The organism is Pseudomonas sp. C2B4 (assembly GCF_013359695.1).
Classification (GTDB): Bacteria; Pseudomonadota; Gammaproteobacteria; order Pseudomonadales; family Pseudomonadaceae; genus Aquipseudomonas.
In genome coordinates, this window is sequence record NZ_JABFMU010000037.1 from 1 (window position 1) to 14,948 (window position 14,948).

The 14,948-nt window shown below is 61.3% G+C and carries 13 protein-coding genes; 10 read left to right on the top strand and 3 right to left on the bottom strand.

Translation table 11 applies throughout. The features are described from left to right. Positions 1-102: 102 nt before the first annotated feature. Positions 103-1,026 (bottom strand): TIGR03571 family LLM class oxidoreductase, encoded by a 924-nt coding sequence (locus HNQ83_RS21000; protein ID WP_175390703.1) that lies wholly within the window; start codon positions 1,024-1,026, stop codon positions 103-105. Between the two features lie 268 nt (positions 1,027-1,294). On the opposite strand from HNQ83_RS21000, the gene mrdA reads away from it, so the two are divergent. Beyond that, a complete protein-coding gene (gene mrdA / locus HNQ83_RS21005) occupies positions 1,295-3,187 on the top strand; it encodes a penicillin-binding protein 2 (RefSeq protein ID WP_175390704.1) in 1,893 nt (630 codons plus the stop codon). Positions 3,188-3,199: 12 nt separating this feature from the next. On the opposite strand, the gene HNQ83_RS21010 is transcribed toward mrdA, so the two are convergent. Then, a complete protein-coding gene (locus tag HNQ83_RS21010; protein WP_175390705.1) occupies positions 3,200-4,159 on the bottom strand; it encodes a LysR family transcriptional regulator in 960 nt (319 codons plus the stop codon). 155 nt (positions 4,160-4,314) lie between these two features. Here HNQ83_RS21010 and HNQ83_RS21015 point away from each other — a divergent pair, with 155 nt between their 5' ends. From HNQ83_RS21015 to HNQ83_RS21040, 6 genes are all read left to right on the top strand, one after another. Continuing rightward, on the top strand, positions 4,315-5,616 hold the full coding sequence (locus HNQ83_RS21015) for an MFS transporter (RefSeq protein ID WP_175390706.1): 1,302 nt from the start codon (positions 4,315-4,317) through the stop codon (positions 5,614-5,616). Further along, entirely contained in the window at positions 5,613-6,368 is a 756-nt protein-coding gene (locus HNQ83_RS21020; protein ID WP_175390707.1) for a class II aldolase/adducin family protein, read from the top strand. The genes HNQ83_RS21015 and HNQ83_RS21020 overlap by 4 nt, the downstream gene beginning before the upstream one ends. Next, positions 6,365-7,306, top strand: a complete 942-nt coding sequence (locus HNQ83_RS21025) for a glyoxylate/hydroxypyruvate reductase A (protein ID WP_175390708.1) — start codon at positions 6,365-6,367, stop codon at positions 7,304-7,306. The genes HNQ83_RS21020 and HNQ83_RS21025 overlap by 4 nt, the downstream gene beginning before the upstream one ends. A gap of 216 nt (positions 7,307-7,522) precedes the next feature. Beyond that, positions 7,523-8,902 (top strand): MFS transporter, encoded by a 1,380-nt coding sequence (locus HNQ83_RS21030; protein WP_175390709.1) that lies wholly within the window; start codon positions 7,523-7,525, stop codon positions 8,900-8,902. Positions 8,903-8,920: 18 nt separating this feature from the next. Next, positions 8,921-9,313 (top strand): RidA family protein, encoded by a 393-nt coding sequence (locus HNQ83_RS21035; RefSeq protein ID WP_175390710.1) that lies wholly within the window; start codon positions 8,921-8,923, stop codon positions 9,311-9,313. Further along, a complete protein-coding gene (locus tag HNQ83_RS21040; protein WP_175390711.1) occupies positions 9,306-9,917 on the top strand; it encodes an RraA family protein in 612 nt (203 codons plus the stop codon). The genes HNQ83_RS21035 and HNQ83_RS21040 overlap by 8 nt, the downstream gene beginning before the upstream one ends. Here HNQ83_RS21040 and HNQ83_RS21045 read toward each other — a convergent pair. Next, positions 9,914-10,846: a LysR family transcriptional regulator gene (locus HNQ83_RS21045; protein ID WP_175390712.1), complete on the bottom strand. Its 933-nt coding sequence runs from the start codon at positions 10,844-10,846 to the stop codon at positions 9,914-9,916. The two genes, HNQ83_RS21040 and HNQ83_RS21045, sit on opposite strands and share 4 nt — an antisense overlap. Positions 10,847-11,009: 163 nt before the next feature. Here HNQ83_RS21045 and HNQ83_RS21050 point away from each other — a divergent pair, with 163 nt between their 5' ends. From HNQ83_RS21050 to HNQ83_RS21060, 3 genes are all read left to right on the top strand, one after another. Continuing rightward, a complete protein-coding gene (locus HNQ83_RS21050; RefSeq protein WP_175390713.1) occupies positions 11,010-12,320 on the top strand; it encodes an MFS transporter in 1,311 nt (436 codons plus the stop codon). A gap of 23 nt (positions 12,321-12,343) precedes the next feature. Next, the gene (locus HNQ83_RS21055; protein WP_175390714.1) at positions 12,344-13,573 is read left to right on the top strand and encodes a Zn-dependent hydrolase; all 1,230 of its coding nucleotides are present in this window, start codon (positions 12,344-12,346) and stop codon (positions 13,571-13,573) included. 154 nt (positions 13,574-13,727) lie between these two features. Continuing rightward, positions 13,728-14,753, top strand: coding sequence for a histone deacetylase family protein (locus HNQ83_RS21060; protein ID WP_175390715.1), 1,026 nt, complete (start codon positions 13,728-13,730; stop codon positions 14,751-14,753). The last annotated feature ends 195 nt before the right edge of the window (positions 14,754-14,948 follow it).

Consider the following 14,948-nt stretch of genomic DNA (forward strand, 5'->3'; position numbering starts at 1 on the left):
CGAAACCCCAATTGCGAAAGCAGTTGGGGTTTTGTTTTGCCCGCAGGAAAGTGGCTCGACGAAAAAGGGACAGCCGGCGGGCTATCCCTCGCTCCAGAATCATCAATGAAACTTCGGCAGCACGTGCTCTGCAATCTCCTCAATGACTTCCGCAACCGGGCGTTCGCTGCGACGCAGGTGCAGGCCAACATGCTGCACACCTGCCTCACGCAGTGCCTGGAGCTCGTCAATCAGCGCCAACCGTCCACAGCTGCCACCGAAGCGGACGCGGCGCATCGGAGCATGGGGATTGGCCGCCAGATCCAGATGAACAAAGCTGATGTAGGGTTTGTTGCCGCCAACCTCACGCCACAATCCCACTCGACGACGATGTTCGTCCGGCGTACCGGGGTAGGCGAGCCAGCCGTCCATGTGCTGGCCAATCCATGCCGGAGATTGCTGGCCAAGACCCGCCACCAGTAACGGTGCTGACTGCTCGCGTTCAGGAAGCAGATGTGCACCTTCAGGTAAACGACCCTCACCCTGGCTGCGCAGCAATTCAACGGTACCGCGGAAGATTTCGCCGCGCTGCTCGTAATCCACGCCAAACAATGGGTACTCCATCGGGCGATCACCGCTGGCCACGCCCAGTAGCAGGCGTCCATCACTCAGTTCATCAATGCTGTTGGCGGACTTGAGGGTCAGCCAGGGCTGACGCAGTGGCAGTACAACCGCCGCCGTACCCAACATGATGTTGTCGGTAATGCCCGCCAGGTAACCCAAGTAGGAAAAGGTTTCGAACACCTGGGCGGCATCGCCGAAGTGAGGGTCGTAAACCGGTACGTCGCGAACCCACAGCGCGCGGAATCCGGACTGATCGGCCAGGCGGGCCATGGCCGCGTGCTGCTTCAGATCAGGCACACCAAAGGGCCGGCTTTCGGCAACCCGCCGCCGCTGACCGTCGCTGGACCAATCATTATCCAGCGGCAGTTCAAGTCCGATGGAAAACCCGTTCGAACCCAGTAATCGTTGAAATCGTGGATGCATGTAAAGACTCCAGAAAAATTCAAACCCAATGACATGCACCCAGTATCAACATCGGGATCAGCAAGAAAAATGCACGAATCGGAATATCAATCTTGAGTGAAACGCACGAGTCCGCCGCCAAGATGAAAAACTCTTCACCCTCCATGACCGCCGTTGGAGGAAGTTGCACTCAATTGACCGGTCGGTTTTTGATAGGGTGCAGCTCGTTTTTTAGGACTGATTTGCGGTCCACGGATCAGCACCGTCTTTTCAAAGAGTTGCCAAAGAAATGCCCGAACCGATACCGATCAAGGACCACGAAAAAGATACGCGCCTGGTCAACAAGCGACTGATAGCCTGCGCCTTGCTGGTCTTCGCCATTACCTGCGCGCTGGTGGTGCGCCTGTATATTCTCCAGGTGGTCGAATTCGACTATCACTCGACCATCTCCGAAAACAACCGCGTCCATGTCCTGCCGATCACGCCAACCCGTGGCCTGATCTATGACCGCAATGGCGTTGTCCTGGCGGATAACCGGCCCAGTTACAACCTGACCATCACTCGCGAACGCGCCACCGATGTCAAAGAGGAACTGGACGAGGTGGTCAACCTGCTGCACCTGCCCGCCGAAGATCGCACGTTGTTCGACAAGGCCATGAAACAGGCACGGCATCCATTCGTGCCGGTGACGCTGTTCTATGAGCTGACGGAAGAACAGATCGCGGTGCTCGCGGTCAACGAATTCCGTTTGCCGGGCATCGATGTCGAGCCGCAGTTCGTGCGCCATTATCCGTTGGGCGAGCACTTCGCTCATTCGATCGGCTACGTCGGGCGTATCAACGAGAAAGAGTCCAAGACCCTGGATTCGGTCGAGTATCGAGGCACCCAATCCATCGGCAAAACCGGTATCGAGAAGTTCTACGAGTCGGAACTGCATGGCCATGTCGGTTACGAGGAAGTCGAAACCAATGCTCAGGGCCGTGTGTTGAGAGTGCTCAAGCACACTGACCCGGTTCCCGGCAAAAACATCGTCCTCAGCCTCGACGTCAAACTTCAGGAAGCCGCCGAGCAGGCCTTGGGGGATCGTCGTGGCTCGGTGGTTGCGCTCGATCCGTCGACCGGTGAAGTGCTGGCTATGGTCAGCAAGCCGAGCTTCGACCCGAACCTCTTTGTCACCGGTATCAGTTTCAAGGAGTACGCGGCGCTGCACGATTCGATCGACCGACCGCTGTTCAACCGTGTGCTGCGCGGGCTCTATGCGCCAGGTTCGACCATCAAGCCGGAAGTGGCGATTGCCGGGCTCGATGCTGGTGTCGTCACGCCGCAGACCCGGGTGTTCGATCCGGGGTATTACCAGCTCCCGGACTTCGATCACAAGTACCGCAACTGGAACCATAGCGGCGATGGTTGGGTGGATATGGACGCGGCGATCATGCGTTCCAACGACACCTACTTCTACGACCTGGCGCACAAATTGGGTATCGATCGCCTGCACGACTACATGGCAATGTTTGGCCTGGGTGAGAAGGTGTCCCTGGACATGTACGAAGAGTCGCCGGGTCTGATGCCATCCCAGGCCTGGAAGCGCGCCACACGCCGTCAGGCGTGGTTCCCGGGCGAGACCGTCATCCTCGGCATCGGCCAGGGCTACATGCAGGTGACGCCGCTACAACTGGCCCAGGCCACCGCACTGATTGCCAACAAGGGCGTGTGGAACCGCCCGCATCTGGCCCAGACCGTGGACGGTGTCGCGCCGGTGGACGAGCATCCGATGCCGAACATTCTGCTCAAGGATCCTCGGGACTGGGAGCAGGTCAACCATGGCATGCAGATGGTGATGCACGATGCCCGCGGGATTGCCCGGGCGGCAGCGGCGGGCGCGCAGTATCGCATTGCCGGCAAGAGCGGCACCGCGCAGGTGGTGGCGATCAAGCAGGGCGAGCGTTACAACCGCGAGAAGACCCGCGAGCGTAACCGCGACAATGCCCTGTTCGTCGGTTTTGCTCCGGCTGAACATCCGAAGATTGTGATTTCGGTGATGATCGAAAACGGCGAGGCCGGTGGCCGCGTCGCCGGCCCCGTGGTACGGCAGATCATGGACGCCTGGCTACTCGATCAGGACGGCCACTTGAAGCCGCAATACGCAGCGCCGAGCAAGGTACCGGGCGATCCCCACGTCTGATCCGTCGAGGCTTCACAGCACAGGCTCACGGATGCTGAGCATGTGCTGGAAGCTCTCCAGGAACACCGTTTCGGCCTGGCTCATTTTCTGTTCGCGATTCCATAACAGATGGATATCGAAATCCACCACCCCGTCTTCCGGCGGCAAGCGCCAGAGCAGACCTTGCTCGACATCCCGGCGCACGAGGTGCGTCGGTAGGGCGCCAATCCCGTAACCTGCGCAGATCAAGCGGTAAATTTCTTCGAAACTGGTGGAGGAGGCGACGATCTTGCCGGTGAAGCCTTGCTGATCCCGGAACAGCGTCAGGGGAGACAGATTGCCGCCCAACTGATCGCTGCTGAAGCTGACAAAATTTTCAGCGGCCAGTTGTTCTAGCGTCAGATTTTCCTGTCCGAACAAGCGATGGCGCTGGCCGCAGAAGTAGGCATAGGTCTCTCGGAACAACACCCGTTGCTCCAGTCGCGGCTGGGGTAAGCGGCACAGGCCGACACCAATGGTCGCGGTCTTTTGCAGCAGCGAACTGATGATGTTCGAGCTGCCCATCACTTCGACTTCCAGCTCGATCTTCGGGTGGGTTTCATGGAAGTCGGCGAGAAAATCATCGTAATGCCGTGCCTGCACGCCGCTGACGGTGAGGATGCGGATCTTGCCCACCACGTCATCGTGGCGACTCTCCACCACCGTGCCCAAACGCGAAATATCCCCGTAGATGTCCGCCGCAATACGCAGGACTTCTTCCCCGGTTTCTGTCAGATCAAAGCGTCGCCCACTGCGGGCAATCAACACGCATTCCAGTTGTTCCTCAAGACGCTTCAATGCCTGGCTGACCGCCGACTGCGTGATGTGCAGGCGTGCGGCGGCGCGGCTCATGCTGCCTTCCTGGCCGATGACCAGATAGGTGCGCAGCAGGTTCCAGTCGAGGCGATCGTTCAGAAAGCGCCGGCCCACCCAAGGGTTGGAAGTGGAGGACATAAAAAACCCATGTAGTAGCAGAGCTAATAGTAAAGATAAGGATTTGAAAATTGACTAATCCTGGCACGGAAGCGATAAAGCCCACAAGCGCCACAGAGCGCAACCGTCACCCGCCTTAACACCTGCCCAAAACTATAAGTACACAGGGTCCTTGCATGCACACTACCCCCCAACCGCGCCGAGCCGCGGCCGCCGCCTTCATTGGCACGACCATCGAGTTCTACGATTTCTACATCTACGCCACCGCAGCGGCGTTGGTGCTTGGGCAAGTGTTTTTCCCCAGCAGCGATCCGGTGATGAGCACCCTGGCGGCCTTCGGCAGTTTCGCCGTCGGGTTCATTGCGCGTCCGATGGCCGGGATGGTCTTCGGGCATCTGGGGGATCGTCTCGGACGCAAGAAGATGCTGCTGGTGACCATGGCCCTGATGGGGATCGCGACGGCGGGCATTGGCATGTTGCCCAGCTACGCCAGTGTCGGCATCTGGGCCCCGATCGGCTTGATCGTGCTGCGGTTGATCCAGGGTATTTCCGTCGGAGGCGAGTGGGGCGGTGCGGTGCTGATGGCTAGCGAACACGCGCCCGCCAAGCGCAAGACGTTCTACGCGTCGTTCGCCCAACTCGGCAGCCCCGCCGGTTTGTTGTTGGCATTGATCGCTTTCCGCCTGGTGACGTCCCTTGAGCCGGATGAATTCCTCGCCTGGGGCTGGCGTCTGCCGTTCCTCTTCAGCGGCGTCTTGATGATGGTTGGGCTGTTGATCCGTTCCGGGGTTCATGAATCGCCGGAGTTCGCCAAGGCCCAGGACAACAACGAAACCGCCAAATACCCGGTCATGGACGTCATCCGCACCTGCTGGCGGCAGATCCTGTTCGCCGCGGCGGCCGTGACCATTGGCTCGGCCGGCTTCTTTTTCACCAACACTTTCATGATCACTTACGTGACCCAGTATCAGGGCATCGCGCGCTCGACGATTCTTGATTGCCTGTTCCTGGTGACCGTCATCCAGCTGCTCTCGCAACCGGTCTCGGCGCTGCTGGCCGAACGCATCGGCGAAGATCGTTTCCTCAAACGGGTCGCGCTGCTGTGCATGGTCACGCCGTACCCGATGTTCCTGCTGGTGGGCACGCAAAACATTCTGTTGATGACTCTCGGCATCGCCTTGGCCGTGGTGATCCTCTCGGCGCTGTACGCGGTGATCGCCGGCTACATGACCCAGGCCTTCCCGGTGCATCTGCGCTACTCGGGCATTTCCATCGCTTACCAACTGGCGTGCGCCGTGGCGGGTGGTACCACGCCGCTGATCGGCACCCTGCTGGCGAGCAAGTTTTCCGGACAATGGTTGCCGCTGGCGGTGTTCTTCACCTTGCTTTCGGCCCTGTCCCTGATCGGTGTTTGCGGCCTGGCCCGCCTGCGCGCCAACCCGGTCGTCTCCCACGCTGCTAAAGAGGTGTATTCGTGAGTAAACCTGCACACATGGACCCGATTGAATGGCAAGCCCGCTGCGAGTTGGCGGCACTGTATCGACTGGTCGCGCACTTTCGCATGACCGACCTGATCGACACCCACATCACCCTGCGCATACCCGGTCCCGAGCACCATTTTCTGATCAACCGCTACGGCGTGATCTTCGACCGCATGCGCGCCTCGGACCTGGTGCGCATCGACCAGGAAGGGCGCGTGGTGGATCCGGCGTACGAAGGTCATCGGGTCAACGCGGCGGGCTTCGTCATTCACTCGGCGATCCACATGGCGCGTCCGGACCTCAACTGCGTTATCCACACCCACACGGCGGCCGGCATGGCGGTCGCGGCGCAGAAACAAGGCTTGCTGCCGATCACTCAGCACGCGCTGAAGTTCTACGGCAAGCTGGCCTATCACACCTATGAAGGCATTGCGTTGTCGCTGGATGAGCGTGAGCGTCTGATCGCCGACCTGGGGCCGCATCGGGCGATGATCCTGCGCAATCACGGCTTGCTGGTGGGGGGCTCGAGCGTGGCCCAGGCGTTTCAGGAAATCCACTTTCTGGAGCGTGCCTGCCAGGCCCAGGTACAGGCGCTGGCCGGTGGTTCGACCTTGCATTACCCGTCGCCGGAAGTCTGCGCGCACACGGCCGAACAGTTTGATCGTGATGAGCAGGACAACATCATCGACCTGGCCTGGGAGGCCGCTCTGACCCTGATCGAATCCCAGCGTGAGTCCTATTTGTCATGAGCGCAGTCATCAATACCGTGGTTTTGCTGTCCCGCGACACCTTGCTGCTCAAACAACTGCAAGTCGCGTTTGCCCGCAGCGCACCGCAACTCACCACGGTGCTGGCCGATGATCCGCGGGCGGTCAATGCACAAATGGCGGCGTGCTGGTTTCCGTTGCCCGGCAGCCTGGCGGCATTGCCCAACCTGCAGGTCGTTCACTCGGTGGCCGCCGGTATCGATCATCTCGACCACGATCCGTCATGCCCGGACTTGCCGATCTGCCGGGTGGTCGACCCGGGCCATCGCCAGGGCATGACCGAGTACGTGCGCTGGGCGGTGATCCACTACCACCGTGGCTTCGATCAGGTGTTGTCGCAACAACGGGAGCGGCACTGGGAACGGCCGCTGCAACGGGCGGCAGGGCAATTCAAGGTGGGTGTGATGGGGCTCGGTTCGCTGGGCAGCGCGATTGCGCTAGATCTGGCCGCTGCGGGTTACGACGTGCGTGGCTGGGCTCGGCGCGGCAAGGATTTACGTGGCGTGAGGACCTTCGCGGGCGCGGAACAACTGCACGCGTTTCTCGACGGCATCGAGTTGCTCATCAACCTGCTGCCGCTGACCAGCGAAACCCGCGGCATTCTCGGGCGAGACACTTTCGACCAACTGGCCAACGGCGCGGCACTGGTCAATTGCGGGCGCGGAGGGCATCTGAATATCGGTGACCTGGAACAGGCACTCGAACGAGGGCAACTGCGCGGTGCCTTGCTGGATGTCTTCGAGCAGGAACCGCTGCCGGTCGACCACCGACTCTGGACGATGCCCGGCGTGACCATCACCCCGCACATGGCTTCGGCGGCGTCCCATGACTGTATTGCCGAACAAGTGGCGGAAAACTTCCGCCGCCTGAATGCCGGCGAGCCGTTATTGAACTGCGCCGACCGCTTATTGGGATATTGAATCAACACACAAAACCCCTGTAGGAGCGAGCCTGCTCGCGATGGACTCAAGAGCGCTGCGTTTAACCGGTAAACACGCGTAATCGTTAACGACCATCGCGAGCAGGCTCGCTCCTACATGAACAGCACCACCTGTACGAATCAGCCATAACAACAAACTTCGCCTCAACGATTTACTGCCAGTTCAAAACAATTAAATAAATTCCTGGAGACAGTGATGAGCGATCTATCGTCCGCAGAAAAGTCCGGCGCACCACCGGAAGTTGCAATCAGCATGAAAAAAGTCGCGGTGGCCAGCGTCATCGGTACCACCGTGGAGTGGTACGACTTGTTCGTGTTCGCCACGGCCTCGGCGCTGGTGTTCAACAAGGTGTTCTTCCCGGATTTCGTGCCGCTGATCGGTACCTTGCTGGCCTTTGGCACCTTCGCTTCGGCGTATCTGGCGCGGATTGTCGGCGCGGCATTGTTCGGGCATTTCGGTGATCGGCTGGGGCGCAAGTCGATGCTGTTGATCTCGCTGCTGACCATGGGCGCGGCGACCTTCGCCATCGGCCTGTTGCCCGACTTCGCCACTATCGGTATCTGGGCGCCGATCCTGTTGTTGCTATTGCGCGTGGTGCAGGGCCTGGCACTGGGCGGCGAGTGGGGCGGGGCGGTGTTGATGGCGGTGGAACATGCGCCAGCCAACAAGCGTGGCCTGTACGGTTCCTGGGTGCAGATCGGCGTGCCGGCCGGGACCCTGATCGCCAATCTGGCCTTCCTGGTGATCGCCGCCTGGATGTCCCCTGAAGACCTGTTGGCCTGGGGCTGGCGGATTCCGTTCCTGGCCAGCGTGCTGCTGATCGCCGTCGGTTTGTACATCCGGCTGAACATCTCGGAAACCCCGGCCTTCAACAAGGTCAAGGAAGCCGAAGTGCAAGTGAAAATGCCGCTGGCCGAAGTGTTCCGCAAGTACTGGAAGCAAGTGGTGCTGGGCGGCATTGCCACCATGTCCACCGGTGCCTCGTTCAACATCATCGTCGCCTTCGGCCTGACCTACGGCACGCAGAATCTCGGCTTCAGCCGCAGCGTGATGCTGGGTGTGGTGCTGCTGTCCTGCGCCTGGTGCATCGTCATGTTGCCGGTGTTCGGCGCGCTCTCGGACCGCTTCGGGCGCAAGCCGATCATTGTCGGCGGCATCATTGCCGAAGCGCTGGTGGCGTTCCCGATGTTCTGGTTGATGGACACCAAAGAGCTGCCGATGGTGGTGTTCGGTTACCTGTTGCTGATGACCGCGTTCGCCGCCAACTACGGCCCGATCGCGACCTTCCTTGCCGAACTGTTTGGCACCCGGGTGCGCTACTCCGGGTTGTCAATCAGCTACATGCTGTCCGGTCTGCTCGGCAGCGCGGCGACACCGATTGTCACCACGGCCTTGCTCGCGGCGACCGGCAAAGGCTCCTCGGTGGCCTGGTACATGATCGGCGCGGCATTGATTTCCCTGGTGGCACTGTTGCTGTTGACCGAGACCTTCAAGAAAGACATCAGCGAAATCCCCCGGGCCGTCCCGACAGACGATGCGGCCCCCGTTAAACCTTTGAAATCGGCTACGGCCTGAATCCTGGAGTTCAACCCCATGCGCAGAATTCAATCGGCCCCGGGCTACATCGGCCCGGTCGGCCCTTACTCCCAAGCGGTGGTCAGCGGTCACCTGGTGTTCACCGCCGGGCAGATTCCGGCCCGGAACAACCTCGACGAGCAGCCCGCGGATTTTCCCGAACAGGTGCGGCAAACCTTGCGCAACCTGGAGGCGATCCTGATCGAAGCAGGCTCCGGTTTCAGCCATGTGATAAAGGTCAACGCCTACCTGACCGATCCGGCGCAACTGGAGCCGTTCAACGCGGTGTATCGCGAGTTTCTCGGCCATGCACCACCGGCCCGCACCACCGTGTGCGTGGCGCTGTGGGGCGTGTCGCTGGAGATCGATTGTGTTGCCGAACTGATTGCCAAGGAGTCGCACCATGGATGAGTCGCAACTGATCGAACTGCTTAAGGCAGTGAGTTTTCCGACGTTGGGGCATTTTCTTGAAGAGGGATTTGCCGACGCGCAACTGCGAGCGATGGTGCCCCATGTGAAAGTGGTGGGCCGTGCATTGACCCTGAAACTGGTGGGCGCCGATGCCATTGCGGTGAACCAGGCCCTGGCGCAAATAAGACCGGGGGATGTGCTGGTGATCGACACCGGCGGCGACCATCGCCATGCCCCGGTCGGCGCGGTGACCAGTTGCGCCGCCCGTTGTGCGGGAGCGGTGGGCATTGTGGTGGACGGTGTGGTGACCGATCTTCTGGAACTGCGTGACACCGGGCTACCGGTGTTCGCCCGTGGCACCACCCTGTTGACCACCAAGCAGTACGGACGCGGCGATAGCCTGATTAATCAGCCTGTGCACTGTGCAGGGGTGACGGTGCAGGCGGGGGATTGGGTGTTGGCGGACGACAACGGTGTGTTGTTTATCGACACGGCAACCGCAGCGTCGGTCATCGAGCAGGCGTTGGCCTCGGATCATGCGGAACCCCGCCTGCTTGAACGCTTGCGCGCCGGTGAACCGGTGGCGCACGTCTTGCGCGTTTAGTCGGTCAGCCGTTGCTGCAGGCTTTCGAGAAAGATCGTCTCGGCACGGCTCATGCGCTGCTCGCGGTTCCACAGCAAATGAATGTCCACATCGGCAATCCCTTCGTGGGGCGGCAGGCGCCAGAGCAATCCGGCGTCGACGTCGGCCGCCACCACGTGTTCGGGCAAGCAGCCGATACCGAAACCGGCGATCACCAATCGCCGGACTTCCTCAAGGCTGGGCGATGACGCGACGATGCGTCCGCTGAAGCCCTGCTGATCGCGAAAAATGGTCAACGGCGACAGCATGCCGCCGATCTGGTCGCTGGTGAAACTGACGAAATTCTCCTTTTGCAAATCCCCTTCGGCGACGTCCTGTTGGCCGAACAACGGGTGATGTTTGCCGCAGAAAAACGCATAGCGCTGGCGCAGGAACAGGCGTTGTTCCAGGCGCGGTTGCGGGCGTCGATTGAGGCTCAGGCCCAGGGTCGCGGTTTTTTCCTGCAGGGCGCTGACGATATCGGAGCTACGCATCACCTCGACTTCCAGATCCACCCGCGGATGCTGGCGATGAAAATCCGCGAGGAAGTCATCGAAGCGCTCGGAAAAAATCCGGCTGATGATCAGCAGGCGCACCTTGCCGATCACTTCGTCGGCCGGTTGTTCCAGCACGCTGCTGACCTGGGACATCTGCCCGTAGATTTCCCCGGCCAGGGCGAAGATCTGCTCGCCGACTTCGGTCAGGGCAAAGCGTGGCCCGCGCCGGGCGATCAGTTGCCGGCCCAGTTGTTCCTCCAGGCGCTTGAGCGCCTGGCTCACCGCCGGTTGCGTCAGGTGCAGGCGGGCAGCGGCGCGGCTGATGCTCAGCTCCTGGCCGATCACCCGGAAGGTGCGCAGCAGGTTCCAGTCCAGGCGGTCATTGAGCAGGTGTTGCACGTCGCGTTCGGCCATGGCGGCTCTCGATTATAAGTTGGCGTAATACTGCGAATAATAAATAGAAAATTGACTAATCATAGCCTCCGGACGAAAAATCATTCCCAGACCGGCGCCGCCAGAGCGCCTCGCCTTTGCCGTTTCTCTCCTGCCAAAAAAATAACCAAAGGAGTCCACCCAAATGAAGCCTCAAGCTTCGTCCCAGCCGCGCCGTGCGGCAGCCGCTGCCTTCATCGGCACCATGATCGAGTGGTACGACTTTTACATCTACGCCACCGCCGCCGCGCTGGTGTTCGGGGCGCTGTTCTTCCCCTCCGACGACAAACTGTTCAGCACCATGGCCGCGTTCGGCACCTTTGCCGTGGGCTTCTTTGCGCGGCCGTTGGGCGGGATTGTCTTCGGCCATATCGGTGACCGTATCGGGCGCAAGAAGTCGTTGATCATCACCTTGCTGATGATGGGCGTCGTTACCGTGTGCATCGGTTTGCTGCCGACCTACGCCCAGATCGGCGCCGCCGCCCCGGTGCTGTTGATTCTGTTACGCATCGTCCAGGGCATTGCCGTCGGCGGCGAGTGGGGCGGGGCGGTGTTGATGGCCGGCGAGCATGCACCGAAAGGTCGGCGCAATTTCTTCGCTTCGTTTGCGCAGTTGGGCAGCCCGGCCGGTTTGATCCTGTCGCTGCTAGCGTTCAGCGCGGTCACCCGCTTGCCGGAAGAAGACCTGATGAGTTGGGGCTGGCGTTTGCCGTTCCTCGCCAGTTCGCTGTTGCTGCTGGTGGGCCTGGCGATTCGTCTGGGGGTCAATGAATCGCCGGAGTTTCTCGCCAGCCGCGAACAGGCGATCAAAAACACACGCAAGGAGCAGGCACCGGTGATGGAAGTGCTGCGAACCGCGTGGCGTCCGTTGTTGCTGTGCATCGGCGCCAACACCTTGGGCATCGCCGGGGTGTATTTCACCAACACCTTCATGATCGCCTACACCACCCAGCAACTGGCGCTGCCGCGTTCGTTGATCCTCGAGTGCCTGTTCTTCGTCGCGATCATCCAGTTCTGCATTCAGCCGGTGGCGGCATGGGTTGCCGAGAAAATGGGCGCGACGCGCTTCCTGTGCCTGGTGTCGCTGCTGGCCATGGCCTCGCCGTACCCGATGTTTGTGCTGGTGAGCTCGGCCCAGGCGCCGCTGATCATCCTCGGCATTGCCCTGGCGGTGGTGTGCATGGCGTCGTTCTATGCGGTGATCGCCGGTTACGTCAGCGGCATGTTCGAAACCCGGGTGCGCTATACCGCGATCTCCCTGGCGTACCAGGTTTGCGGCGCGCTGGCCGGTGGCCTGACGCCGCTGATCGGCACGATGCTGGCGCACAAGTTCGCCGGGCAATGGTGGCCGATGGCGGTGTTCTACAGCCTGATCGCCGCGACTTCTCTGATCTGTGTCCTGTCCCTTGCCCGTCGCCATGCCAGCGCTGAACACCTGGAACTGGCGAACGCTTAAGCTGAATTGTCCTGGAGAAACTCATGTTGAAGATTAATGGCGAACGCCTCTGGGCGAGTCTGATGGCGATGGCTGAAATCGGCGCTACCGCCCGTGGCGGCAGCTGCCGGCTGGCCCTGAGCGATGAAGACAAGGCCGGTCGCGAACTGTTTGCCCACTGGTGCCGTGAAGCCGGGATGACCCTGAGCGTGGATGCCATCGGCAACCTGTTCGCCCGCCGCGCCGGCACCGATCCGGATGCCGCGCCGGTGATGATGGGCAGCCACCTCGACACCCAGCCCGAAGGCGGGCGGTTCGATGGCGTGTACGGCGTGCTGGCCGGCCTGGAAGTGGTGCGCTGCCTCAATGACCTGGGCATCCAGACCCGCAAGCCGCTGGAAGTGGCGGTGTGGACCAACGAAGAGGGCGCGCGCTTCACCCCGGCAATGTTCGGCTCGGCGGTGTTCACCGGGATCATGGACCTGGACACGGCGCTCGCGGTGCGCGACGTGGACGGCATCAGCGTCGCCGACGAATTGCAGCGCACCGGTTATGCCGGCGAGCGGCCGCTGGGCGGCGCGGTGGATGCCTATTTCGAGGCGCACATCGAACAGGGGCCGATCCTTGAAGACAACGCCAAGAGCATCGGCGTGGTCAGCGGCGGCCAGGCGATTCGCTGGCTCGACGTGCGGGTCGAAGGCATGGCCGCCCACGCCGGTACGACGCCGATGCCGCTGCGCAAGGACGCCCTGTATGGCGTGGCGCGGATGATTCAGGCCATCGAAGGCCTGGCCGCCGATTTTGCCCCCGAAGGCCTGACCACCGTGGGTGAACTGAGCATCAACAAGTCCTCGCGCAACACCATTCCGGGGTTGGTGAATTTCACCGTCGACCTGCGCCATCACCGCGATGAAGCCATCGCGGCCATGGAACAACAGGTGCGCGCACGACTGCAGGCGATTGCCGATGGTCGCGGATTGCAGCTGACCATCACCCCGCACTGGATCAGCCCGGCCACGCCGTTCGATGCCGATTGCGTGGCGGCGGTGCAGCAGGCGGTGGATGCCCTGGGCTACGCTCAGCAATCGATCGTCAGCGGCGCCGGGCATGACGCGATCCATCTGGCGCGGTACTGCCCGACGGCCATGGTGTTCATTCCGTGTGTCGGTGGCTTGAGTCATAACGAAGCGGAAGACGTGTTGCCCGAAGACGTGCGCCAGGGTACCGATGTGCTGCTCAACGCCGTGCTGGCCCGCGCCGAAAAATCTGAGTAAACACAAACCCCCTGTGGGAGCGAGCCTGCTCGCGAAGAGGGCGTGTCAGTCGACGCATTTATTGTCTGATACACCGCTTTCGCGAGCAGGCTCGCTCCCACAGGAGGACAGCGCTCTGTTTCTGGATCTAAGTTAATTGACAGGAATTCACCCCATGCGCAGTTTTTTCCACCCCGAACAATTGCTCCACCATCCACGCAGCTACTACTCCCGTGGCCAGATGCGCACGCCGCAGGAAGTGCCGGAGCGGGCGCAGCGACTGGTGCAGGCGTCCCATGCATTGGGTTTCAAAGTCGAGCAGCCGGCCGACGCCGGGCTCGATCCGCTGCTGGCGGTACACGGCGCGCCGTACCTGGCATTCCTGCAGGAAGCCCACCAGCGCTGGAAGGAAGTCCCCGAAGACTGGGGTGATGAGGTGATGTCGAACATCTTCGTCCGCGAGCCCAACGCCCTGCGCGGCATTCTCGCGCAAGCGGCTCGCTATCTGGCCGATGGCAGTTGCCCGGTGGGCGGGCAGACTTGGCGCTCGGCCTACTGGTCGGCACAAAGTGCAATCGCTGGCGCCCAAGCCTTGCTCGATGGCGAACCCGCCGCCTATGCCTTGTGCCGACCGCCGGGGCACCACGCTCGGGCCGAAGCGGCGGGGGGCTTCTGCTATGTGAACAACGCGGCGGTGGCGGCGCAGGTGTTGCGCGGTAAATTCGCGAAAGTGGCGGTGCTCGACACCGACATGCACCACGGTCAGGGTATCCAGGAAATTTTCTACGACCGCGATGACGTGCTCTACGTCTCGGTGCACGGTGATCCGACCAACTTCTATCCGGGGGTTGCCGGGTTTGCCGATGAGCGTGGCGTTGGCGTCGGCGAGGGATTCAACCTCAATTTGCCGATGGCCCATGGTGCCAGTGAGGCGGATTTCCTGGGGCAACTGGATGTCGCGTTGCAGGCCGTGACCGACTTCGGCGCCGAGGTGCTGGTGCTGTCGCTGGGCTTTGATATCTATGAGCTGGATCCGCAGAGCAAAGTGGCGGTGACCCGCGAAGGGTTTGCCGTGCTCGGCGAGCGGATTCGCAGCCTCGGGTTGCCCTGCCTGATCGTGCAGGAGGGGGGGTATCACCTGGAGAGTCTGGAGGACAATGCGCGGGCGTTTTTTGTCGGGCCTGAGGTGTGGCAGCTCTGATTCTTAGGTGTCTGTGACGACGCCTTCGCGAGCAGGCTCGCTCCCACAGGGGAATTGCGCTAAACCTGTGGGAGCGAGCCTGCTCGCGAAGAACGATAACGCGGTCCACCTGCTGGAACACAAGCGCCGTAAGGCACTTGCCATTGCCCTGACGTTAACGTAAAGATTGCGGCAGGGCGCCGAAATATAAAGGCG

What these genes read in the sequence shown, in the direction of transcription:
- HNQ83_RS21000 (WP_175390703.1), bottom strand. Translation starts at nt 1,026, where the DNA reads ATGCATCCACGATTTCAACGATTACTGGGTTCGAACGGGTTTTCCATC.
- mrdA (WP_175390704.1), top strand. Translation starts at nt 1,295, where the DNA reads ATGCCCGAACCGATACCGATCAAGGACCACGAAAAAGATACGCGCCTG.
- HNQ83_RS21010 (WP_175390705.1), bottom strand. Translation starts at nt 4,159, where the DNA reads ATGTCCTCCACTTCCAACCCTTGGGTGGGCCGGCGCTTTCTGAACGAT.
- HNQ83_RS21015 (WP_175390706.1), top strand. Translation starts at nt 4,315, where the DNA reads ATGCACACTACCCCCCAACCGCGCCGAGCCGCGGCCGCCGCCTTCATT.
- HNQ83_RS21025 (WP_175390708.1), top strand. Translation starts at nt 6,365, where the DNA reads ATGAGCGCAGTCATCAATACCGTGGTTTTGCTGTCCCGCGACACCTTG.
- HNQ83_RS21030 (WP_175390709.1), top strand. Translation starts at nt 7,523, where the DNA reads ATGAGCGATCTATCGTCCGCAGAAAAGTCCGGCGCACCACCGGAAGTT.
- HNQ83_RS21035 (WP_175390710.1), top strand. Translation starts at nt 8,921, where the DNA reads ATGCGCAGAATTCAATCGGCCCCGGGCTACATCGGCCCGGTCGGCCCT.
- HNQ83_RS21040 (WP_175390711.1), top strand. Translation starts at nt 9,306, where the DNA reads ATGGATGAGTCGCAACTGATCGAACTGCTTAAGGCAGTGAGTTTTCCG.
- HNQ83_RS21045 (WP_175390712.1), bottom strand. Translation starts at nt 10,846, where the DNA reads ATGGCCGAACGCGACGTGCAACACCTGCTCAATGACCGCCTGGACTGG.
- HNQ83_RS21050 (WP_175390713.1), top strand. Translation starts at nt 11,010, where the DNA reads ATGAAGCCTCAAGCTTCGTCCCAGCCGCGCCGTGCGGCAGCCGCTGCC.
- HNQ83_RS21055 (WP_175390714.1), top strand. Translation starts at nt 12,344, where the DNA reads ATGTTGAAGATTAATGGCGAACGCCTCTGGGCGAGTCTGATGGCGATG.
- HNQ83_RS21060 (WP_175390715.1), top strand. Translation starts at nt 13,728, where the DNA reads ATGCGCAGTTTTTTCCACCCCGAACAATTGCTCCACCATCCACGCAGC.